The 22,542-nt window shown below is 48.3% G+C and carries 23 protein-coding genes and 1 pseudogene; 16 read left to right on the plus strand and 8 right to left on the minus strand.

Annotation, left to right across the window (positions count from 1 at the left end; genetic code table 11):
- Positions 1 to 265: 265 nt before the first annotated feature.
- Positions 266 to 565 (minus strand): annotated as a pseudogene (locus tag BLV87_RS14390) (helix-turn-helix domain-containing protein); the annotation flags it as partial.
- A gap of 361 nt (positions 566 to 926) precedes the next feature.
- Between BLV87_RS14390 and BLV87_RS14395 the strand changes: the two are divergent.
- The 6 genes from BLV87_RS14395 to BLV87_RS14420 all read left to right on the plus strand — a co-directional run bounded on the left by BLV87_RS14395 (position 927) and on the right by BLV87_RS14420 (position 5,557).
- Positions 927 to 1,628: a pseudouridine synthase gene (locus BLV87_RS14395; RefSeq protein WP_245707045.1), complete on the plus strand. Its 702-nt coding sequence runs from the start codon at positions 927 to 929 to the stop codon at positions 1,626 to 1,628.
- Positions 1,629 to 1,745: 117 nt separating this feature from the next.
- A complete protein-coding gene (locus BLV87_RS14400) occupies positions 1,746 to 2,390 on the plus strand; it encodes a YiaD family glycine zipper/OmpA-like lipoprotein (RefSeq protein ID WP_093069800.1) in 645 nt (214 codons plus the stop codon).
- 99 nt (positions 2,391 to 2,489) lie between these two features.
- Positions 2,490 to 3,038, plus strand: coding sequence for a CDP-alcohol phosphatidyltransferase family protein (locus BLV87_RS14405; RefSeq protein ID WP_093069801.1), 549 nt, complete (start codon positions 2,490 to 2,492; stop codon positions 3,036 to 3,038).
- Positions 3,035 to 4,162, plus strand: coding sequence for an AI-2E family transporter (locus BLV87_RS14410; RefSeq protein WP_093069803.1), 1,128 nt, complete (start codon positions 3,035 to 3,037; stop codon positions 4,160 to 4,162). Before BLV87_RS14405 ends, BLV87_RS14410 begins: the two co-directional genes overlap by 4 nt.
- Positions 4,159 to 4,884, plus strand: coding sequence for a DnaA regulatory inactivator Hda (gene hda, locus BLV87_RS14415; protein ID WP_093069804.1), 726 nt, complete (start codon positions 4,159 to 4,161; stop codon positions 4,882 to 4,884). The genes BLV87_RS14410 and hda overlap by 4 nt, the downstream gene beginning before the upstream one ends.
- 1 nt (position 4,885) lies before the next feature.
- The gene (locus BLV87_RS14420; protein WP_093069806.1) at positions 4,886 to 5,557 is read left to right on the plus strand and encodes a tellurite resistance TerB family protein; all 672 of its coding nucleotides are present in this window, start codon (positions 4,886 to 4,888) and stop codon (positions 5,555 to 5,557) included.
- Positions 5,558 to 5,616: 59 nt separating this feature from the next.
- Here the strand turns inward: BLV87_RS14420 and BLV87_RS14425 are convergent, their stop codons facing one another.
- The 3 genes from BLV87_RS14425 to BLV87_RS14435 all read right to left on the minus strand — a co-directional run bounded on the left by BLV87_RS14425 (position 5,617) and on the right by BLV87_RS14435 (position 8,832).
- Positions 5,617 to 5,802 carry a PA3496 family putative envelope integrity protein gene (locus BLV87_RS14425; protein WP_093069808.1) on the minus strand — a complete coding sequence of 62 codons (186 nt, stop codon included), beginning with the start codon at positions 5,800 to 5,802 and terminating at the stop codon, positions 5,617 to 5,619.
- Between the two features lie 73 nt (positions 5,803 to 5,875).
- Positions 5,876 to 8,176 (minus strand): protein-disulfide reductase DsbD, encoded by a 2,301-nt coding sequence (locus BLV87_RS14430; protein ID WP_093069809.1) that lies wholly within the window; start codon positions 8,174 to 8,176, stop codon positions 5,876 to 5,878.
- 335 nt (positions 8,177 to 8,511) lie between these two features.
- A complete protein-coding gene (locus BLV87_RS14435; RefSeq protein ID WP_093069811.1) occupies positions 8,512 to 8,832 on the minus strand; it encodes an H-NS histone family protein in 321 nt (106 codons plus the stop codon).
- Positions 8,833 to 9,102: 270 nt separating this feature from the next.
- Between BLV87_RS14435 and BLV87_RS14440 the strand changes: the two genes are divergently transcribed.
- From BLV87_RS14440 to vapC, 6 genes are all read left to right on the plus strand, one after another.
- Positions 9,103 to 11,082 (plus strand): putative bifunctional diguanylate cyclase/phosphodiesterase, encoded by a 1,980-nt coding sequence (locus BLV87_RS14440; protein ID WP_093069812.1) that lies wholly within the window; start codon positions 9,103 to 9,105, stop codon positions 11,080 to 11,082.
- Between the two features lie 78 nt (positions 11,083 to 11,160).
- Positions 11,161 to 11,631 carry an FxsA family protein gene (locus tag BLV87_RS14445; protein ID WP_093069814.1) on the plus strand — a complete coding sequence of 157 codons (471 nt, stop codon included), beginning with the start codon at positions 11,161 to 11,163 and terminating at the stop codon, positions 11,629 to 11,631.
- 98 nt (positions 11,632 to 11,729) lie between these two features.
- Complete coding sequence (gene groES / locus BLV87_RS14450; protein WP_093069816.1) at positions 11,730 to 12,020, plus strand: co-chaperone GroES; 291 nt, start codon at positions 11,730 to 11,732, stop codon at positions 12,018 to 12,020.
- Between the two features lie 19 nt (positions 12,021 to 12,039).
- Positions 12,040 to 13,677: a chaperonin GroEL gene (gene groL / locus BLV87_RS14455; protein ID WP_093069818.1), complete on the plus strand. Its 1,638-nt coding sequence runs from the start codon at positions 12,040 to 12,042 to the stop codon at positions 13,675 to 13,677.
- Between the two features lie 166 nt (positions 13,678 to 13,843).
- Positions 13,844 to 14,071 carry a type II toxin-antitoxin system antitoxin VapB gene (gene vapB / locus BLV87_RS14460; RefSeq protein WP_093069820.1) on the plus strand — a complete coding sequence of 76 codons (228 nt, stop codon included), beginning with the start codon at positions 13,844 to 13,846 and terminating at the stop codon, positions 14,069 to 14,071.
- Positions 14,071 to 14,475 (plus strand): type II toxin-antitoxin system tRNA(fMet)-specific endonuclease VapC, encoded by a 405-nt coding sequence (gene vapC / locus BLV87_RS14465; protein WP_245707046.1) that lies wholly within the window; start codon positions 14,071 to 14,073, stop codon positions 14,473 to 14,475. Before vapB ends, vapC begins: the two co-directional genes overlap by 1 nt.
- A gap of 15 nt (positions 14,476 to 14,490) precedes the next feature.
- Here vapC and BLV87_RS14470 read toward each other — a convergent pair whose 3' ends face one another.
- A complete protein-coding gene (locus BLV87_RS14470) occupies positions 14,491 to 14,901 on the minus strand; it encodes a GFA family protein (RefSeq protein WP_093069822.1) in 411 nt (136 codons plus the stop codon).
- Positions 14,902 to 15,002: 101 nt separating this feature from the next.
- The gene (locus BLV87_RS14475) at positions 15,003 to 15,857 is read right to left on the minus strand and encodes a 2OG-Fe(II) oxygenase (RefSeq protein ID WP_217629998.1); all 855 of its coding nucleotides are present in this window, start codon (positions 15,855 to 15,857) and stop codon (positions 15,003 to 15,005) included.
- Between the two features lie 196 nt (positions 15,858 to 16,053).
- Here BLV87_RS14475 and BLV87_RS14480 point away from each other — a divergent pair, with 196 nt between their 5' ends.
- Positions 16,054 to 17,061, plus strand: a complete 1,008-nt coding sequence (locus BLV87_RS14480; RefSeq protein WP_093069824.1) for a hypothetical protein — start codon at positions 16,054 to 16,056, stop codon at positions 17,059 to 17,061.
- On the opposite strand, the gene xseA is transcribed toward BLV87_RS14480, so the two are convergent.
- Positions 17,030 to 18,382 (minus strand): exodeoxyribonuclease VII large subunit, encoded by a 1,353-nt coding sequence (xseA, locus tag BLV87_RS14485; protein ID WP_093069825.1) that lies wholly within the window; start codon positions 18,380 to 18,382, stop codon positions 17,030 to 17,032. The genes BLV87_RS14480 and xseA overlap by 32 nt on opposite strands.
- A 68-nt stretch (positions 18,383 to 18,450) precedes the next feature.
- Positions 18,451 to 18,855, minus strand: coding sequence for a hypothetical protein (locus BLV87_RS14490; RefSeq protein ID WP_093069827.1), 405 nt, complete (start codon positions 18,853 to 18,855; stop codon positions 18,451 to 18,453).
- Positions 18,856 to 19,001: 146 nt separating this feature from the next.
- Here BLV87_RS14490 and guaB point away from each other — a divergent pair, with 146 nt between their 5' ends.
- From guaB to BLV87_RS14505, 3 genes are all read left to right on the plus strand, one after another.
- Entirely contained in the window at positions 19,002 to 20,462 is a 1,461-nt protein-coding gene (gene guaB / locus BLV87_RS14495; protein WP_093069828.1) for an IMP dehydrogenase, read from the plus strand.
- A 3-nt stretch (positions 20,463 to 20,465) separates the two neighbouring features.
- Complete coding sequence (guaA, locus tag BLV87_RS14500; RefSeq protein WP_093069830.1) at positions 20,466 to 22,043, plus strand: glutamine-hydrolyzing GMP synthase; 1,578 nt, start codon at positions 20,466 to 20,468, stop codon at positions 22,041 to 22,043.
- A gap of 166 nt (positions 22,044 to 22,209) precedes the next feature.
- Positions 22,210 to 22,542, plus strand: coding sequence for a trypco2 family protein (locus tag BLV87_RS14505; RefSeq protein ID WP_093069832.1), 333 nt, complete (start codon positions 22,210 to 22,212; stop codon positions 22,540 to 22,542).

Raw genomic sequence — 22,542 nt, forward strand, 5'->3', positions numbered from 1 at the left:
CTCATCCAACACTGGATCATGCTCACCGGATTGTGGGAAATACCCCAGCGCAGCCTCACCAAAGGTGTTCAAGCCATTCAGGAACAGGCTTCCCATCTTGCCGCCTGCATCGCTGAGCGACGCAGCTTGATAAAATGCCTCAAGCAACTGGCAAAACTCTTCGCTTCTTCAACCGCTTGCCGACAAAACAAACGGAGGAAAAAACCTAATAATTGGATGAGATTACAGCAAGTTAGGGAATGGAGGGCTTAAAGTTGATGCGTATAAGGTAGTTCCTGAGGATACCGTCCCCACCGGTATAACCCTGTTCCTGAAGTTCCCGGTACAGCACCGTGGCTGGAATCCAGTGCGGGCGGGCGGCCTCCATCCGTTCATGCAGGTAGGGCTTGAAGGGTTCCAGCAAAGAAGGCCGTTCGGCCCGCTGGTACTGCGGCGTCCGTGCTTGGTTACGCAGATACTGCCGCACGGTATTGCGGGATAGGTGCAACTGTCTGGCAATCGCTCGGATGCTCATACCCTGACGATGTAAAACATGGATATCCACGACTAACTCCTGAGTCAACATTGGCTTGCTCCGTTTTCCGCATCGGCTGAAAACGGCATTTTGCTGTTCAGGTGGGTCAATTTTAAATTGTCATCGGTGGGTCAGTTTTACATTGCTGGTGACAGTTCCCCGCGTCTGTGGGGATGAACCGCCATTCAAATGGCGGCAGGCATTGCCCTAAAAGTGTTCCCCGCGTCTGTGGGGATGAACCGTCGGGCGCGTTGAAATACCTCAAATCAAAGCTGTGTTCCCCGCGTCTGTGGGGATGAACCGATGGTGTGCTGGGCGATAGCATAATCGTCGCTGTGTTCCCCGCGTCTGTGGGGATGACCCCGGATTCTTGTCAACACAGACTGAAAACTGCCCCACCTTACGGATTTAAATGTTATACATAATGACCCAACGGCTAGTTTCTACGGAATGTGATTTGATTCTCTATACCCCCCCTGCCCACACGGGCTTAAACATTCTCTACATTGACGAAGCAATGATCGTGGTCGATAAGCCAACCGGGTTACTCTCTGTCCCCGGGCGTGGTGCAGACAAACAAGATTGTATGATTGCCCGCGTGCAGGCTGAATTTCCTGATGCGTTAATTGTGCATCGGCTCGATATGGGGACGTCCGGTATTATGGTCATGGCACGGGGTAAGGCGATGGAACGTGCTTTAAGCATCTTGTTTCAAACCCGGCAGGTACATAAACGTTATGTGGCAGTAGTAGCGGGGCAGGTATCCCCCACTCGCGGGGAGATACGTTTACCTTTGTTGACAGACTGGCCTAATCGCCCGCGTCAGATGGTCAGCTTTATGCTGGGTAAAGCGTCTTGTACACGTTATCAAGTGATTGATGTTGATAAAGAAAACGACACAACCCGTGTAGAGCTTGAGCCGATTACCGGGCGTACTCACCAATTACGGGTACATTTGCAGGCGTTGGGGCATCCAATCCTCGGTGATGAATTGTATGCCATTGCGGCGGTGTGTGCTAAGGCACAGCGTTTGCTCTTACACGCGGCATGGGTTCGCTTGCCACACCCATTGTCAGCGGATATTTTAACCATCCATAGCCCAATTCCTTTTTAAGCGCTGGTATCCTGCACGCGATTGCGTCAAAATCTGCGCAATCGTCAACGGGAACTCTCTGGGCTAACTCGGTTCTAACGCCGTGACGGTATATTATAAATTATTGAGGTGTTTATTATGAAAATTTCCATGCGTACTCTGTTGATTGGTGCTGTGTCTGCGGCAATGATGGCGGGTTGTAGTCCTACTGGCGAAATGACTCGTGCGCAACAAGGTGCCATTATCGGTGCTCTGGGCGGTGCGGTAGTGGGTAAAAATACAGGCGATAAAGACCGAGGCCATACCATTGCCGGTGCTGTGGTTGGTGGTATCGCCGGTGCTGCTATCGGTAATTACATGGATCAGCAGGAAGCCGCATTGCGTCAGCAAATGCAAGGCACAGGCGTAGAAGTCACCCGTCAAGACAACAACATCATTTTGACCATGCCTGATGCCATTACCTTCGATTTCGGGCGTGCGGATGTTAAACCTCAGTTTTATGGTGTGTTAAATAACTTGGCAACCACCTTGAACCAGTTCCCTGAAACCCGTCTCCAGATTGCAGGCCACACAGATAACGTCGGTAGTGATGCCTCCAACCTGCAACTGTCACAACAACGTGCTAACAGTGTGCGCACTTACTTGGCAAGCACTGGCGTAGCGGCACAACGTATGCAAGCGGTGGGTTACGGTGAAAGCCGTCCCGTTGCGGATAACGGCAGCGATTATGGTCGTGCGCAAAACCGCCGTGTTGAAATCACCTTGATTCCTGTTCAACAGTAATACAGCCACAATAGTCGGAAAACCGGCACATAGGCTATAATCCGTTATATGATGAAGGCTCCGTAAGGAGCCTTCTTTGTATACAAAAATGGATTTAACGTGCGGGAACAAATTCCAAACATCATCACAGTGATTCGTATCCTTTCTATTGCACCAATTTGCTGGTTGCTGTGGAAAGGTATCTATGGTTTTGCACTAGCTTTGCTGGTGTTGGCAGGTTTATCTGATGCCTTAGATGGTTTTTTGGCGCGGCGCTATGGCTGGTTTACACGTTTGGGGGCAATTCTTGATCCGCTCGCGGATAAACTTTTTGTCGTTTCCGTATTTATCGTATTTGGCTTGAAAGGCAGTTTACCCTGGTGGCTGATTGCCTTAGTGATTGGGCGTGATGTGGTGATTGTGCTAGGGGCAATTGCATACCGCTTGGTAATAGGGGGGCTGGATGTGCGCCCGCTGATCATTAGTAAGCTCAACACAGGGTTGCAGATTTTTCTGTTGGCAGCAACGTTATTGCATGTGGCAATCTACCCATTACCGGGGTGGTTTAATCTGGGGTTACAGTGGGCAGTGGCAGTGACAACAGTGCTGAGTGGTTTGGCTTATGTGTTGCTGTGGAGCCGCTATGCATGGAGGGAATATCACGCATGATACTCGATAGTGGACGTTGGTTTTGGTTGGTGACAGGAAGTATTGCGGTTGCGTTGCTGTATATTCTTGCACCTATTTTGACGCCTTTCTTGGCGGCTGCGTTTTTGGCTTATTTGGGTGACCCACTGGTTGATCAGTTAGAGTCTTGGAAATTATCACGTACTTTATCTGTGACCACAGTGTTTTTGACGATTTTCTTGTTGTTGTTGCTGTTTTTTCTATTCCTTGTGCCGGTACTAGAAACACAAGTGAAGCTGTTTCTTAATAAATTCCCTGATTATCTTGACTGGGTTGTGAATGTTTTGGGACCGTATTTGCAACAGAATTTTGGTGTCGATACCAGTGTCTTGGAAGTGGACAAGATTAAAACGGTAATAGCTTCTCATTGGAAGGAAACCGGGGGATTTATCCGCAATACGATTCAGACCATTTCTAAATCAGGGTTTGTCGTGCTGGGTTGGGTTGCTAATTTGGCACTGATTCCAATTATTACGTTTTATCTGTTACGCGATTGGGATCGCATGGTGGCGTATATTGACGACTTGTTGCCGCGCTCGATTGAGCCGTTAGTGGCCAAATTGGCGCGTGAGTCCGATGAAGTGTTGGGGGCGTTTCTGCGTGGGCAGATGTCCGTCATGTTGGCTTTGGCTGTCATTTATTCCATTGGATTATCACTGGTTGGTTTGGAATTTGCCTTATTAATTGGTTTGATTGCGGGTGTGGTAAGTTTTGTTCCCTATCTTGGTTTGATTGTGGGGGTGGCGATTGCTGGTATTGCGATTTTATTTCAAACCCAAGATGTGTTTAATCTGTTTTGGGTGTTAGCGGTGTTTGGTGTGGCGCAGATGATTGAGGGGACTATTCTGACACCGTTATTAGTGGGTGAACGTATTGGCCTGCATCCGGTTACGGTTATTTTTTCGGTATTGGCAGGTGGGCAATTGTTTGGCTTTTTTGGGGTATTACTTGCTTTGCCTGTGGCAGCGGTGTTGGCCGTGATTTTACGGCATATTCACGATACATATAAACAAAGTGAGATTTATGGCATTGAGATAGATGAACCGCATTTATCGACGGTAGGGAATGCTAACAGTAAGGTTAGTGAGGCGAAAGAACAGGCATGAAGCAACAACTGACGTTGAACGTAGGAATGCGCGAAGGTCATCGTTTCAGTTCATTTTTTGTGACACCTGAAAATGCTGAGTTACTGGGTATTTTAAAAAACGGTTTTGAGCATGAATTTCCGCAAATCTTTTTGTGGGGAGAGGCTCAAGCTGGAAAGTCGCATTTACTTCAAGCGTATTGCGAACGTTATTATCAACGGGGTTTAATGGCGGCTTATGTGCCACTGGGTAGTTGTGCTCAATACGGTATCCGGGTGTTAGCAGGAGTGGAAGGCAAACACCTAGTCGCTGTGGATGAACTGGATGCAGTTATTGGGCAGCGTGATTGGGAAGTGGCGCTCATGAATTTAATCAACAGTTGCCGTGCGAATCATCAACCCTTGATTATGGCAGCCCGCATGAATCCCCGTGAAATGACGTGTGTGTTACCCGATTTTTCATCGCGCTTATTGTGGGGAGCTGATTATCGGGTGCATCCGGTGCAGGGGGCGCAATGTTTGCAAGCCATGGCATGGCGTGCGCATCAGCGTGGCTTTGAATTATCAGAACAGGTCATGAAATATATTGAGCGGCATTATCCTCAAAACATGACTACCCTCATGGCAGTGTTAGACCGGTTAGATACCGCCAGCTTAACGAAAGGGCGTAAAATTACCCGTGAATTTATCCGTGAAGTTATGCAAAAAAATGCAAATGCGTTACCTCTAAAACAAGGAGATTGATATGGACGTGAAAAGTTTTTTGGATCAAATGTTGCAATCTGGCAAGGAAATCGCACAAAAAGGCCAGAATATGGCAGAGCAAAAGTTGGGAATTCCGGCTGAAGGCGAGCAGCGTGATCAGATGTTATCAGGTATGAAAACCGGTGCCGCAGCAGCAGGTGTGTTGGCGTTGTTGCTGGGAACGAGTGCAGGGCGGCGTGTAACAGGGGCGGCAGTTAAAGTGGGCAGTTTGGCTGCTTTAGGTGGTCTCGCGTATCAAATGTACCGTCAGTGGGAAACGAATGCCGGTACGAGCGGTGCTGCACCAGCAGGCGAACCGGCTTTATTGGAAGCACCAGCCCCCAAAGCAAGTGCTGAAATCCTGTTAAAAGCCATGATTGCTGCGGCTAAGGCCGATGGGCATGTGGATTCTGCTGAGTTGGCTAATATTCGTCAGCAATTAGAGGGCGTTGAAGTGGAAGGCGATGTCAATGACATGATTCTGAATGAATTGTCTCAGCCATTGGATGTGAAGCAGATTGCTGCTTTGGCTAACAATGATTTGGCAATGGCTACCGAGATTTATCTGGTTTCTGCCGCGATTATTGACGTAGCCAATGAGGCAGAAAGAACGTATTTGGCAGATTTGCGTATGGCGCTGCAATTACCTGAAGAAGTTAGCAACCAAAGTTGATTGGGGAGGGGGCAGTAGAGACGTAATATTTTGCGTCTCTACTGCTAGGCCGTATTGTTTCAGAAATCATCATCCTCGAACACATCTTTAAGACGACGCTCTAGTGCTTTGCGTTCTAAGTAGTCTTCTAGATTACGTCGTACAATATGTGGTTTAATTTTTTTTCCATCCGTCGGTACGGCTGCTTTTTCTAGCTGGAATAGTTCATCTTCTTGTTCAATATAATAGTCTTTGTTATCACGCATGGATTATACCTCCTGTAACCGTTATTCACGATAGTATAGAAGCAGTAGCTGAATTTGTGCTGATTTCAATAAACTATGGAAGGTTTTGTTGGAAGCGCTGAACCCGTTTCAGAAACGCTTCAGGTGCTTCGTAACCGGCTAAACGCACGGATTTGATTTCTTCACCATCCGGTGTAAAAAACAAAATTTGTGGTGGGCCGAATAACCCGAAGTGTTTATTTAAAGCTTGATCTTTTTCATCATCTTCAGTGACATCGGCTTGAATGAGCAGGGTATTACCTAATGCTGCGATCACCTGTGGGTCTTTAAAGGTGTTGTGTTCAAGCTCTTTGCAACTTACGCACCAGTCAGCATAAAAGTCTAGCATAACCGGCTTGTTTTGGGCTTTAGCTTGGTTAAGTGCTTGTTCAAGACCTTCTAAGCCTTTAATTCGTTGAAAATTTAGTGCTATTTGCTGGTTAGGAGCTGCTACAGCATAGGCAGAGCCGCCAAAAATCCCTTTGAGTGGTTGCAACAAATTATTACTACCCGCAGCAACCCCAAACAAAATCATGCCGCCGTAAAAAAACATGATCAATCCCAGACTTTTCCAGAAACGTCCCCATCCTCCGGCTTCATCGTTGATTCGTTCTAAAGCGCCCATGTAAATGCCAGAGCTAACCAATAGCACCCCTGTTAATGCCATGGTGACTTCCAGTGGCACAACGCGGTTGAGCATCCATATCGCTAAGCCTAGCATCATAATGCCAAAAATAGCTTTGGTGGTATCCATCCATGCCCCAGCACGCGGTAGCAAGCGACTTGCTGAGGTGCCGATCATGAGCAGTGGCAAACCCATGCCCAAGCCCAGTGAGAATAATGACAACCCACCAAGCAATGCATCACGCGTTTGTGCAATATAAACCAATGCACCTATTAGGGGGGCGGTGACACAGGGGCCAACAATCAAGGCAGACAAGATACCCATAATACCCGCGCCTAAAAAGCTACCTCCTTGTTGACGATTACTGATTTCGGTCAAACGGCTTTGGATGCTCGTCGGCATTTGTAGGTCATAGAAACCAAACATCGAGAGTGCAAGCAAAACAAAGAGGCCAGCGAATGAGCCAATAATCCACGGATTCTGGAACATAACCTGAAGGTTTGCGCCACTCAGACCCGCAATGACTCCAACAATGGCATAAGTCAACGCCATTGGCATGACATAAGATAAGGAAAGCAGAAAAGCCTTGCGCGGGGATAGGTCATTAGAAGAACCGGCAATTATACCCGATAAAATCGGGATCATGGGGAACACACAAGGTGTGAATGCCAGCCCTAAACCTGCAATGAAAAAGAATAATAGATTACTAAAATAACTATCATCACGCATTCGCATGGAAATAGCATCTTCTGCCGAAGTGGCCTTATTCTCAGCGGTGTTATTATCTTGTGCTGCCTCGTCAAGTGGTTTCGCATCAGGCAGGCCAGCCAGTGTGAGTTCATGATTTTGTTTGACGGGTGGATAGCAAATACCGGTACTGTCTGAACAGCCTTGGTATTCAGTTTCTACAATGAGTTTTTGCAGACCGGAAGACTGTAGTATAGGGACTTTGACATCAATATCGTGTCCATACACTTCAATTTTACCAAAATATTCATCTTCAACGGTTTCACCGGTTGGGAAAATAGGTGCGCCTAAGGTAACACCTTGTGGTTCTTTTACCGTAAATTTAATTTTAGGGCGGTATAAATGATGTTCTGGTTGAATAGTCCAATGAGCATTTAGCGTGCCTTTGTCCAGTGCTGTTAGCTCGAATACAAAAGCCTGATCAACCGGAATCCCACTGTTAGCATTCGGCTTTTGTACTTTTTTGATAATATCTGTCAGACCTTTATCAACAGTAGGTGTATCCGTTTGAGAAGTGGTTTGAGTGCTGGGATCATTGGAGCCATCGAGTGCGGCTAATTGCAGTTTGGCAGTTTTTTTCTGGGGCGGATAACATAAGCCAGCGTCTGCACAACCTTGATACTTGACTTTAATTGCTAATTCTACGGCTTGAGTAGCCGTTTGACCGCGTTCAACGGGGATCTCAACAGCAACCTTCTTATGGTAGACCTCAGTATTGCCGAAATTCGGGTCATTTTTGCGTTCACCGGTTGGGAATGTTGGCGATGATAAGACTAGGTTTGGTGTTTCTGGCTCAAACGTGAAGCGTTCTCGATACAGATAATAGCCTTCTGCAATCTCCCAAGTGGCTTTGATTTTCTCAGGTGAAATGACCTCAGCCTTAAACTTGAAGGCTTCATCAGGCGGCAGCAAATCTTCCTGCTTGAGTGCGTGAGCTTGCATCGAAGCTACAAGCAATAGCAGGAAGCAGAGTAGTTTTTTCATTGTTGGTTGCTCTCTAACCTGCACACAAGGAATGAGGCGGTAGCCTGATCCGGCAGGGTCGTCATTACAAGTAGACAGTCCGTCATCTTTCAGCGTGGTTTAATTGAGTTCGGGTAATAGTAGAGTAAATGCAGTGGATCAGCAAAATATCTTCGCACCATTTTGCTTCATATTGAGTGTTTTTGTTTGTTATGCGGAAGAAATGTTTGATGTCTACATTAAAAGTTGTTGTTTATGCAACATTAGTAGCTTAATTGCAACACACAGGTTAAGAGCTACAACGACGAAAGCCTAATGTAAGGCGGCTTTCGTCATGGTTTAGATACTGATTAGACTTACTCTGGAATTAAGCAATCATTTAAGTCACGGCCTGTTGAGGTCCATTCTTCGACCCAGCCTGGTTTTCTGCCTCTCCCACTCCATGTTTGTTCTGGATTATTGGGGTTACTGTATTTGGCTTTAACAACGCGTTTTTTAGTGGTGCGTGCTTGCATGACTTCTTCTAGGGTAAAGCCTGATTGGGCAATCATGTCTTCGATTGCCTCACGTAAACTAGATAATTCACTGTCACGGCGATTGGCAATGGCACTGTCAATACTACCTTTAAGTCTTTCGAGTTCTGCAACACTGAGATTAGAAATGTCAAGATTGGACATGAATAACACCTTTCCTTTTGCATTATGTTTAAAAATATAGTTTTGTATACTCTCGTTCTTTAATCAAATTGTCAAGCATGGTTTTAATAAAATGAATCTTATTTTCTAAAATAAGATTGTATCGTTAATGGCTAACTGGTGACGTAATGCTTTATTATTGATTGTTTTTTATCAGACGGACGGAGTGGCAATTGTCAAGTAATTTGGTTATAATTAAAGAAAATATTTAATCATAATTATTATGGAAATGCCTGTTTTTAGGGGGATTTGATGCGATTTGTCATTCCAATCCTGTCATTAGTTGCGTTGGCAGTTGTTTTTGTCTGGGTAATCTCCAGCGGCCAGCTAAACAAGACTACGGTGGCAGATAAGCTGTCTTTTTTGGCAGATAGTGTGCCTCATTTATTGTTAGCGATGTTTATTGCGCAAGTTGCTGCGGTTTTCCTTCTCATTCGTTTCAGGGGGAGTGAGGTAGTAACCAATGTTGTGAAAATGCATGATAAGGCAGTAGAGCCTAAGCCTTCTTCAGAACAGGTTAATACTGAGTGGGTCTTAGATGCATTAGCAGGTGGGGTGATTGTTGCAAACCAGCAAGGTGTTATCACTTATATGAACACGAGTGCTGAGAAGTTGACGTTATGGCAACGCGACAAAGTATTGGGGGAGCATGTAAGTCATGTATTGAAACTGGAAGACTTACAGGGAAATCCCATCGGTGAGAAGGCATTTGAGACTAATATACTTCACCCTAATTACCCGCTGCAATTTGGGCAGGTAAAGTTATATCCGCGTATTGGTGAAGAGCGTTTCGTCGAATTAAATACAACTTGTATACTGGAGCACTGTAAAGCAGTTGTCTTTATTTTTCGCGATGTTACCGCTGATCGGAAAGTCATTAACCGTCTATACCGTCAGGCATCGCGTGATGCATTAACGGATTTGATGAACCGTTCTAGTTTTGAGCAATACGTCGAGCAGCTTGCACATGATACTTCCGCGCTTACCCGTAGTCATGTCTTAGCAAGTGTTGATCTCGATAACTTTAAGATTATCAATGATACTTGTGGGCATTTGGCTGGCGATGAGTTACTTAAGCAAGTCGCACAGATCTTTCGTCGCTCGGTACGTCGCTCTGATAAGGTGGCGCGTATCGGCGGGGATGAGTTTGCAGTATTTTTAGAGGGTTGCGGCTTAGAAAAAGGCCGTACTATCATGGAGTCTATTTTAACTGAGCTGCGTAATTTCCGTTTTAGCTGGGAAGGTAAAGTGTTTTCTATTGGGGCTAGTGTCGGTTTAATAGAGTTTATGCCAGCCTCTAATCTTCAGATTAAGCAGTTGTTCTCGGACGCGGATAAGGCATGTTATACCGCTAAAGCTTTGGGTCGTAATCAAGTCTTTATTCATGCCGAAGAAAAGCGTGAGCAAATGTCCAACCAAAGGGTGCATGACTGGAGCAAGTTACTTAAAGATGCGCTACGTGAAGACCGTTTTATTCTGTTTGCGCAACCGGTTGTTCCTTTGCATACAGGGCGTAATCAAAGCTTTCGTCAGTATGAGGTGTTACTACGTTTACCTTTCCGCCAGGCACTGCTGAACCCCGGTAGTTTTTTGCCAGTTGCTGATCGTCTTGATTTGATGACGAGCATTGATCGTTGGATTATCCGTAAAGCCTTGGAAATGTTGGCAGGTTGCCGTGGTGATAACAACAATGGTACTCCCTGCATGGAAACACGTTTGATGATTAATTTGTCAGGACAGTCCGTGCAGGATGCGAGATTATTTCCTTATGTGGAGCAGCAGATTAAGCAGTTTGGTATTGATCCCGGTATGATTTGTTTCGAGATTTCCGAATCGGTGGCAATTAGTAATTTTGTTCATGCAAAGCGGGTAATGAATGCGTTGCATAGTTTGGGATGCCATTTAGTATTGGATGATTTTGGCAGCGGTTTTTCTTCTCTCAGTTACTTGCGTGAATTGCCGCTGAGTTACCTGAAAATTGACGGTAATTTTGTACATAACTTGGTTTCCAGCCCTGTCGATGCGGCAATGGTAAAAGCAGTGCATGAAGTAGGGCAGGTGATGAATTTACTGACCATTGCCGAATTAGTGGAAGATGGCGAAACCTTGGTGCGGCTGCGGCAGATTGGGGTGGATTTTGCCCAAGGGTATTATTGTGGCCGCCCGATTCCGCTGGTGCAGTTGCGTGACCGCCTTCAGAGTGAGCGGGGTGTCGACGTGAAAGCGGCCTGATTTTTATAGGGTTGCCTTGAAAAGCCATTCTTAAGACCGATATAGTTAACATAATTGGTTTGAATGGAATCTTGTGTCATGCGTCGTTTCCCCGTGTTTTCTTGGTTATTGTTAGCGATTCCGTTCATTGAATTGTGGTTGCTCATCAAAGTTGGCAGCGCCATTGGTGCACTGGCGACTATTCTGCTGTTAATCCTCTCCGGTTTTTTGGGGATGTATTTATTACGTCACCAAGGGCTATCTTCGTTAGCAAAATTCCAACACGATATGCAAGCGGGGCAACGTCCGGCGGAGTCCTTGCTGGAAGGTAGCATGATGTTACTCAGCGGTTTGCTCTTCATCATTCCCGGTTTTTTTACTGACATGCTGGGGTTAATCTTGCTGTTTCCTCCAACCCGTTACCTATTGGTCAAAGCTGTTCTCAAGAATGGTGTGGTGTCTGCTTCGGGGTTTCAATACACACAAACGTCACGCACTCACGGCACTGACATCGAAGGCGAAGTCATTCGCCGTACCGATGATACAAAAAATTCACTCGACCGCCCTTGACTTTACTTTGCCCGCCCCTATTATTAGCACTCACTAGCATTGAGTGCTAACAACAACCCTAATGTCCTAATCCTATTGGTTTGAGGAGAATACTGACCATGAATATCCGTCCATTACATGACCGCGTTGTAGTACGCCGTATGGAAGAAGAGCGCAAAACTGCCAGCGGCATCATTATCCCTGACAATGCTACTGAAAAGCCTGATCGCGGCGAAGTCCTCGCGGTAGGCCCTGGCAAAGTTGGCGATGACAATGAGCGTATCGCGCTGCAAGTAAAAGTCGGTGACAAAGTTCTGTTTGGTAAATACGCCGGTACAGCAGTAAAAATGGATGGTCAAGAAGTCTTGATCATGCGCGAAGAAGATCTGCTGGCGATTATCGAAGGCTAAATTTTAAGAGGATTATGAAATGAGTGCTAAAGAAGTACGTTTTGGTGATGACGCTCGCGTTCGCATGGTTCGCGGCATTAATGTTCTGGCAAACGCTGTAAAAGTTACCCTGGGTCCTAAAGGCCGTAACGTCGTTTTGGAAAAATCTTTCGGCGCACCGACTGTGACCAAAGACGGCGTTTCCGTTGCTAAAGAAATCGAACTGGAAGACAAGTTCGAGAACATGGGCGCACAGTTGGTTAAAGAAGTTTCAAGCAAAACTTCTGACGCTGCTGGTGACGGCACAACGACTGCAACCGTTTTGGCACAAGCCATCGTGCGTGAAGGCATGAAAGCGGTCACTGCGGGCATGAACCCAATGGATCTGAAACGCGGTATCGACAAAGCGGTTATCGCTGCGGTTGAGCAACTGCACAATATGTCTAAGCCTTGCGCTGACAGCAACGCGATTGCCCAAGTGGGTAGCATTTCTGCCAACTCTGATGAAGCCATCGGTAATATCATTGCCACTGCAATGGATAAAGTAGGCAAAGAAGGCGTTATCACCGTTGAAGAAGGCTCAGGTCTGGACAACGAACTGGACGTGGTTGAAGGGATGCAATTCGACCGTGGCTACCTGTCTCCATACTTTGTGAACAACCAACAAAGCATGTCTGCTGAACTGGAAAGCCCGTTCGTATTGTTGTACGACAAGAAAATTTCCAATATCCGTGAATTGCTGCCAGCCCTCGAAGGTGCGGCTAAAGCAGGCAAGCCACTGATGATCATCGCTGAAGACATCGAAGGCGAAGCACTGGCGACACTGGTTGTGAACAACATCCGTGGTATCGTGAAAGTGGCTGCGGTTAAAGCACCGGGCTTCGGCGACCGTCGTAAAGCTATGCTGCAAGACATCGCTATCCTGACTGGCGGTACTGTGATTTCTGAAGAAGTCGGTTTGGCTTTGGATAAAGTCACGCTGGACGATCTGGGTCAAGCCAAGCGCATCAATGTCAGCAAAGACAACACCACTATCATTGATGGCGCAGGTTCACCTGATGACATCAAAGCGCGTGTTGACCAAGTACGTGCGCAAATCGAAACCACTTCATCCGACTACGACCGTGAAAAACTGCAAGAGCGCGTTGCCAAGTTGGCAGGCGGCGTTGCAGTTATCAAAGTCGGCGCGGCAACTGAAGTCGAAATGAAAGAAAAGAAAGCCCGCGTAGAAGACGCGCTGCACGCTACCCGCGCTGCGGTTGAAGAAGGCGTGGTTCCTGGCGGTGGTGTTGCACTGGTTCGCGCCCTGCAAGGCATTGCTGGCTTGAAAGGCGAAAACCACGAGCAAGACGTGGGCATCCAAATCGCTATGCGTGCGATGGAAGAGCCACTGCGCCAAATCTGCTCTAACGCAGGTGATGAGCCGTCTGTGGTGCTGAACGCGGTTAAAGCGGGCGAAGGTAACTACGGTTACAACGCACGTACTTCCGAGTACGGCGACATGATCGCCATGGGTATCCTTGACCCAACTAAAGTTACCCGTACTGCATTGCAAAACGCAGCATCTGTTTCTGGTTTGATCATCACGACCGAGGCAATGGTCGCTGAACTGCCGAAGAAAGAAGCGCCTGCAATGCCTGATATGGGCGGCATGGGTGGTATGGGCGGCATGATGTAATTCCTTCGGGAATACATTACCTCCCCATCCCCGACCCTTCCCCCGCAAGGGGTGAAGGGAGCAAGAAAGCCCCGCTGGTCGGGGTTTTCTTTTGTGGGTAAGGCTTGAGTTCATGTGGCAAAAAGTCTATATTTCTGATATATACTTTTTGATGAAGGGACGCGTAATGCAAACAGCAAAAATCTTTCAAAATGGGCGTTCGCAAGCCATTCGTTTACCCAAAGCCTTTCGATTATCGGGTACTGAAGTCAAAATTTCCCGCGATGGCAACCGCATTATCCTTGAACCACTAGAGCAATCTTGGGACGATTGGCTGCTTGCCATCGAACAGTTTTCAGACGATTTCATGGCGGAAGGGCGCGACCAGCCTGCTGTGCAAGAGCGGGAGTGGTAATGGTAATGAAGTACTTGCTGGATACCAACATCTGCATTTACCTCATCAAGGAAAAACCACCAGAAGTGTTGCTGCGCTTCACGGCATTGAAACCCGCGCAAGTGTTCATTTCAGCCGTTACGGTGTTTGAATTGTATTATGGCGTTGAAAATAGTCAGGCTCATAAACGCAACTTGGCGGCGTTGGAAAAATTCCTGCGTCCGATGACTATCCTCGACTTTACCTCTGAGGATGCCAAACAAGCTGCCCGGATTCGTGCTGACCTCAAGCATAAAGGTACACCGATTGGGGCTTACGATCTGCAAATTGCCGCAACAGCATTAGCCAATGGCTTGACGGTAGTGACTAATAACACTGATGAGTTTCAGCGGGTTGTTGGGTTGAGGCTGGAGAATTGGGTTTAGTGGACGGCTTCCCCGCTATTCCAGTATATTTCTTGGTAGGCTTTCAAATTTCGGTATTCCCTCATAAGGCTCATGCCATGAAGCTTTAGATTCGATATTCACATGGGCTACAGGTTGAAAATCTACCGGAGTATCAACAGTTGATAGAACGATGCTGAGATACATAGTTTTATCCGGGGCATAGTTCATCAGTCGAGTGCCACAATTAGAACAAAACGCCCTAACACCACCAAGGTCATTTATGTGTTCTTTAAGGCTTTCTTGTCCCTTTGTGATTTGTAACGTATCGCCTTTTGCAAGAGTTACTGTTACAAAAGCAGCTCCATGCGCTTTTCTACAATAAGAACAATGGCAGTTAAATGTTTTGTCTGGTATGAGTTCTACCTGATATTCAATCTGCCCACATAGACAGCTACCCTGTACCATAGTTGGTCTCCTTTTTAGTTCAACCATTATTACTGAAATCCATCTGCTTGGCTAATCAGGAATCGAGGTTACGAATCAGCCGTGATTGAGTCTTGTGACAACTAGCCCCATTCCGGCAAACAAAGCTGCCAAGTCGGCAGCAAGCGCGTAAACATTGCGATTCCCTCCAGTTCGCCCCGCAAGATTTCCCAGCGAGCCAGATCAAACGAATCCCGATACAAGTACGCCACCCAATCCGCAAGCCGCACGGCTGCATAGGTTTCCGCATCGTGCGTAGCGCCGCTATCCAGCCCAACACTGTACTGGTAGCCACTCACAACCATTGCCGCGTCATAGCCCCAACGATGCAACGCAATCGCCGCCGTGCCTGCCCGATACGTCACATCTTCAGGCAAACTTGCTTCGGCATCTGAAGCAATAGGATTGAGTGCTGTCGGTAATTCCGAGAAATGCAGGTTGGCAAACAAGGATTGAATGTGCGCTTCAAGTTCGGGCGTATTCGCCCTATGCCAGAAATTGAAGACCAGCGTTTGGCGCGGCTGAGTCACTTCGGTGACACCATGATAAGACGCAGCGTGCAGCAAAAAGCCAAAGGCTTTGTTGTATTCAGGGTTAACCTTGAATACCGCTTCGCCATCTGGTGTTGCAAATAACTCCAGCACACCACCATGTTCCGCTTGCCAGCCTTTATTGAGTTGCACCACCAACCGCGCAATTTCATAGCCCAGTAACGGGCGGTCGCTGTGGATACCAATAACGTGTCCGGGCAGCATTCGTTGCGCCGTGACCATAAAACGCTTCACGAGTGGCAAGCCCGTAATCTCACGCATTCGAGCAAGTATGGCGGCATGAAACGTTGCAGGAATCGCGTCGGTAACGTCGTGCAACGAACAGCGGTAAAACGCCTCATCCCGATGTTGCCACTCGCTGTCTTGCACAAATAGCTGTTCAAGCATCGCACATTGTTCTCCAGAGAAGGCGGCATCCACAGCAAAAAAAGGAAATGGGTTTTGGTGGTGGTTGGGTTGTAAGAGCAACGGCTGAAGTCCTTCGAGAAGTTATTAAGTTCTTTAGTTGAAATGTTGTTGAGTCTAGCTTTTCGTATATTACCTCAGTTAAGTTAACGCTTTAAGTTAATGATTAACGACGCTCATGATTAAACTGGACTTTTTCATTCCCGGCTTATGGCAACCTTTGACCTTGTGGCGTAAAGATTTTGCTTTTCAGCCAGTTGCTCAGGCGTTATTGCGGTTGTGTGCCAAGTTGAGTGTGGAAAGCTCTCCCGTAAAGGGGCTGGAAAATACGCTGTTTCAGCAAAGTGGACACCCAACAGAGCTAGAACTCCCGTTTGCGTATTACCGTTACTTACTCGATTTTGGTGTACCACCCGAACAAGCCTTGCTGTGTGCTGACCCTGTATACCTTAGCAGTGGTTTAGACAGTGTGATATTGCAGCCGAATTTGCCGGTCTTAACGATGGCGGAGATGGCAACCGCATTGACCATGCTGAATCAGCATCTGGCAGAAGATGGCTTACAATTGGTGGCGCGACATCCGCAACGTTGGTATTTGTTGGGGGATAAGGTGCGAACGGCTACACCGTTACACACGGTGGCCTTATCGCAGGCAAAAGGGCAAAGTATTTTCCCGTTGCTGCCCCAAGGCGATAAACGCTATTGGCATCGCTTGTTAAATGAAATCCAAATGCTGCTGCATACGTTGGATATGCCAGCCATGAATGCCGTTTGGTTGTGGGGAGCGACTAATCCGACTGCTTTGCCAGCCTTGCAAACACAAACATTTGATGCTTGGCTTGGCTTAAGCCCCACGGCACAAGTCATGGCGTTAGCGACGCATTCTACACATCAAATGACGGCAAGCTTGGCGGATAGCCATTTGGCGGCAGGTAAACGTTATGCCATTATCCTCGACGATTTGCACCTTCCCAGTGTGAGCGATGACCTGAATGCATGGCAGCAAGCGCTGGATGCCATTGAGAAAAATTGGTTGGAGCCAGTGTTAGCGGGTGTGCAGTCAGGCAAGTTTTCGGTCAGTCTGACGGCTGGTGATGGACGTATATTGCGCTGTCAGCCTCCACCTGCCTGGAAATTCTGGCAAACTCAAGCCGCTACTTGGGATCAACTGCTTGAATGCGGGTAATAATGCTGTCAAAACTGCCGTCTTGCACTTGCGTCGTCACGCTGTGCCCTAGGCGTAGTGGCGCGATACTGCGGATAACTTGCCCTGTTTCCAAATGGCGGACAATGCCATAACCACGTTCCAGCGTTGCCAGCGGACTCAATGTGTGCAATTGCCCGGCCTGTATTTGCAATTTATCGTGTGCTTTATCTAAACGTTGCTGAATTAAAACAAGCAAGTATTGTTGCCAGTGTTTCAGTTGTGCTTGTTGCTGCTGAATTTGGCGCACGGGAGATTGCACTTGCAAACGTGTGGATAAGTTTGTCAATTTTTGTTGCTGGCTGTGTAAATGGCGCAGCAAAGTAGCTTGCAAACGCATTTCCAGTTCATCTAAACGTTGTACTTTTTGCTGTAAGCGATTGGTGGGTCGCTGGTTTTCCAAACGTTGTTGCAGGCGTTGCAGGTGTTCACCGGCTACCTGTAAACGCCGTTGCTGATAGCGGTGTAATTGGAGGAACAGGCGTTGTACCTGTGTTTGTAGCGCCGCCATATCCGGACTGACCAGTTCAGCCGCCGCTGATGGGGTAGGTGCTCGCACATCCGCCACGAAATCAGCGATGGTGAAGTCGATTTCATGCCCCACCCCGCTGATAATGGGCAGAGAGCAAGTATAGATGGCATGAGCAACCACTTCCTCATTAAATGACCACAAGTCTTCGATGGAACCGCCGCCCCTTGCCAGAATCAGCACATCGCAACGCTGTTCACGGTCTGCTTGGCGGATGGCGTTGGCAATTTGGTCTTTAGCGCCTTCGCCTTGCACTAGCACGGGGTAAACCACCACCGGAATTTGTGGGCAACGCCGTTTCAATACGTTGAGGATGTCGCGAATAGCTGCCCCAGTGGGTGAGGTGATGACCCCGATACAACGCGGAAACGCGGGCAGGGTTTGTTTGTGTTCGGGGGCGAATAAGCCTTGTGTCTGTAAGCGTTGTTTGAGTTCTTCAAACTGGCGTTGCAATGCGCCAACCCCGGCATCTTCCATGTGCTCGATAATGAACTGGTATTCGCCGCGTGGTTCGTACAGACCGACTTTGCCGCGTACCAGTACTTTTAGGCCGTTTTTGGGAATGAGCTTCAGGCTGGAGGCTCGCCCCTTAAACATGGCACAGCGCACTTGTGCACCTGCATCTTTCAGGCTTAGGTAAAGATGCCCGGAGGTCGCACGGGTAAAGTTAGAAATTTCGCCTTCCACCCACAGGGCAGGGAAGCCTTGGGACAGGAGTTGCCCGACTTCGGCGTTGAGTTGGGAGATACTGAAGATGAGTCGTTCGGTTTGCATTAGGTAACTGTATAAAAAAAGCCGAGGCATTGCTCGGCTTTTTCATCATGGCTTGCTGCAATCAGCGCTTAGCTTTTTGCATCCGCAGCCGCAGGGCCAGCCGTTTTGGCTTTTTCTGCTTGTTCTTGACCTTGCTTGCCAGCGGTTTCAACGGCTTTAGCAATTTTCATGGCATCCTCGTTCTTGCCATCGTTGGCTGCTTTGATGGCATCTTCCAAGTGCTTGCCAGCGGGTTTATTGCCCCAGTACCATTCGAAACCGGCTTTTTTTGCTGCATCATTGGCGGTCTTTGCTGCTTCGATAGCCGCTTTTACTTCAGCATCAACATCGGCTTTCAGTTCAACAGCTTCATCTTTTTTCGCTTCTGCTGGTTTTTCATCTTTTTTCGCTTCTGCTTTCTTATCATCAGCTGCAAAAGCAACAGATGTCATTAGGGATAATGCAAGTGCTGCAAATAGTGCTTTTAAGTTCATCAATGAGTTCCTCCTCTCCTGAAAATTACGTCAATGAGATAAATCAAATTACTTGAAATACTCTGGTGCGTATTGATAGCAGTTTACCGACTGAAGGTCAAACCCTATAATGAGGTGCTTCTTTCTCACAGATGGACATAAGCCCCATGCGTATCCTTCAGGAAGCTCTTACCTTCGATGATGTTCTGTTAGTACCTGCCCATTCTACGGTATTGCCCGCCGATGCTAATCTACAAACCCCGCTGACGCGTGGGATCACCTTGAATATTCCGTTGCTGTCGGCAGCAATGGATACGGTGACAGAAGCGCGTCTGGCAATTGCCCTTGCCCAAGAGGGTGGCATGGGAATTATCCATAAAAACATGAGCATACAGGCGCAAGCTGATCAAGTGCGCATGGTGAAAAAATACGAAAGCGGTATTATTAAAAACCCGATTACGGTTGCACCTGATACCACCATTCGTGATGTATTGGCTTTGACCCGTGCGAATAATATTTCCGGCGTTCCGGTGGTAGAAGGCGAAGATTTGGTCGGTATTGTCACCGGGCGTGACTTGCGTTTTGAAACCAAACTTGATCAACCGGTTAGCACTATTATGACGCCGAAAGAGCGTTTGGTGACGGTGGAAGAGGGCGCGAGCAAAGGCCAAATCCGCAAATTGTTGCATACCCACCGTATTGAAAAAGTGCTGGTTATTAACGATCAATTCCAATTACGGGGTTTGATTACGGTTAAGGATATCCAGAAATCCACCGATTTCCCGAATGCGTGTAAAGACGACCAAGGTCAATTGCTGGTCGGTGCGGCAGTCGGTGTCGGTTATGGCACAGAAGATCGCGTGCGTGCTCTGGTCGAAGCCGGTGTGGATGTGATCATTGTTGATACCGCGCATGGGCATTCCCAAGGTGTGTTGGATCGGGTGAAGTGGGTTAAGGACAACTTCCCGCAAGTCCAAGTCATCGGCGGCAACATTGCCACAGGTGATGCGGCACTGGCGTTGGTAGCAGCAGGCGCGGATGCGGTGAAGGTGGGTATTGGCCCCGGTTCGATTTGCACTACCCGTATTGTGGCTGGTGTGGGCGTACCACAAATTTCGGCGGTGATGAATGTGGCGAAAGCCCTTGAAGGCACGGGTGTACCGTTGATTGCGGATGGCGGTATTCGTTATTCCGGGGATATTTCCAAAGCGTTGGCTGCTGGGGCACACACGGTGATGTTGGGCGGAATGTTCGCGGGGACGGAAGAAGCACCGGGTGAGGTGGAATTGTTCCAAGGGCGTTCGTACAAGTCTTACCGTGGCATGGGTTCATTGGGGGCGATGGCGAAGGGTTCTAGCGACCGTTACTTCCAAGATGGTTCGGAAAATGCGGCGGATAAGCTCGTGCCGGAAGGTATCGAAGGGCGTGTGCCGTACAAAGGGCCGCTTGCACCGATTATTCACCAGATGATGGGTGGTTTGCGTTCCAGCATGGGGTATGTGGGCTGCAAGGATTTGGAAGAGATGCGTACCAAGCCACAATTCGTGCGGATTTCCAGCGCGGGTATGCGCGAATCCCACGTTCATGACGTGACTATTACGAAAGAATCGCCAAACTACCGGGTGTAATTGATGACACAGAATATTCATGCGGATCGTGTACTGATCCTCGATTTCGGTTCGCAATATACGCAGTTGATTGCACGGCGTGTGCGCGAGGTTGGGGTTTATTGTGAGATTTACCCGTGGGATGTGGAGGCGGAAGCGGTTGCTGCATTTGGTGCGAAGGGCATTATTTTGTCCGGTGGCCCTGAATCGGTGACGGATGCTGAACCACCGAAAGCGCCGGAGAATGTTTTCAGCTTAGGTGTGCCGGTGTTGGGCATTTGCTACGGGATGCAGACAATGGCGGTGCAGCTCGGCGGGGCGGTGGAATCGTCCAGCCATTGCGAATTTGGCTATGCGCAAGTGCGGGCGCGTGGGCACACCGAATTGTTGCGTGAAATCGAAGACCATGTGACTGCCGACGGTTTTGGGTTGCTGGATGTGTGGATGTCGCATGGCGATAAAGTCACCGCGATGCCGGAAGGCTTTAAGCTGATGGCAAGTACCGATTCCGCGCCGATTGCGGGGATGGCGGATGAGTCGCGGCATTTCTACGCGCTGCAATTCCACCCGGAAGTGACGCATACCAAACAGGGCAAGCGCATTTTGCAACGCTTTGTGCAGGGCATTTGCGGTTGTGCAGGGTTGTGGACGACGGCGAATATCATCGAGGAAAATATCCGCTTGGTGCGCGAAAAAGTGGGTTCGGATGAAGTCATTTTGGGCTTGTCCGGCGGGGTGGATTCGTCCGTTGTTGCAGCGTTGTTGCATAAGGCGATTGGTACACAATTGACCTGCGTATTCGTGGACACTGGCTTGCTGCGTTACCGAGAAGGCGATCAGGTGATGGCGATGTTCGCCGAACACATGGGCGTGAAAGTGATTCGCGTGGATGCGGAAGCGCGTTTCCTCGCCGCACTGGCGGGTGTGACTGACCCGGAGAAGAAGCGCAAGATCATTGGCGGGTTGTTCATTGATATTTTTGATGAGGAATCCTCTAAGCTGACTTCGGCGAAATGGTTGGCACAAGGTACGATTTACCCGGATGTGATTGAATCGGCGGGGGCGAAAACGGGCAAGGCGCATTTGATTAAGTCGCACCATAATGTTGGCGGTTTGCCGGAAAACATGAAGCTGGGGCTGGTCGAGCCGTTACGCGAATTGTTTAAGGATGAAGTACGCGTGATGGGGGTGGAACTCGGTTTACCGCCGGAAATGGTGTATCGCCATCCGTTCCCAGGCCCCGGTTTGGGCGTGCGGATTCTGGGTGAAGTGAAGAAGGAATACGCTGACCTGCTGCGTCTGGCTGACCACATTTTCATTGAGGAACTGCGCAAGCATGACTTGTATGACAAGACTTCGCAGGCGTTTGCGGTGTTTTTGCCGGTGAAATCGGTGGGCGTGACCGGCGATGGGCGGCGTTATGATTATGTGATTGCGTTGCGGGCGGTAGAGACGATCGACTTTATGACGGCGCGGTGGGCGCATTTGCCGTATGAGTTGTTGGATCTGTTGTCGCGGCGGATTATCAATGAGATACGCGGGGTTTCGCGGGTGGTTTATGATATTTCGGGGAAACCTCCGGCTACGATTGAGTGGGAGTGAGAGGAGACCCCCATCCCCAGCCCTTCCCCCGCAAGGGGGGAAGGGAGTTAAGAGGTGGTGGCGAGCTTCTGTTGTAGGAGCTTGCCCTGCAAGCGAATCTTTCCTTGCGCATCCTTTGTTCAGTCGCTATAAAGAAAAATAATTTTTACGGGCTGGAGAAATGAAAATGGCACAGAAATTGGAACTGGCAGAAGTCATTAAGGCGTTGCGCGAGGAGTTAAATCTTGCCAAGCGTGATGGAGAAGGGCAAGGCATCCGTTTTAACATCAACAATGTAGACATCGAACTGCAAACCGTGGTTGAACGTAAAGTGGATGCGGGTGTGTCTGGCAAAGTGCGCTTCTGGGTGATTGATGCGGATGCGAAAGCCAACGGTGAACTGAAAGATGCTGTGACCCAGAAAATCAAACTCAGTTTGCAGGTGGTTGATACGACTAAAACGGCTGAAGAAATCGCAGCAACAGGTTCTAATGCGATGACAATCAACGATAAAGCCTGA

Origin of the sequence: Thiothrix caldifontis (assembly GCF_900107695.1) — a bacterium.
Taxonomy (GTDB): domain Bacteria; phylum Pseudomonadota; class Gammaproteobacteria; order Thiotrichales; family Thiotrichaceae; genus Thiothrix; species Thiothrix caldifontis.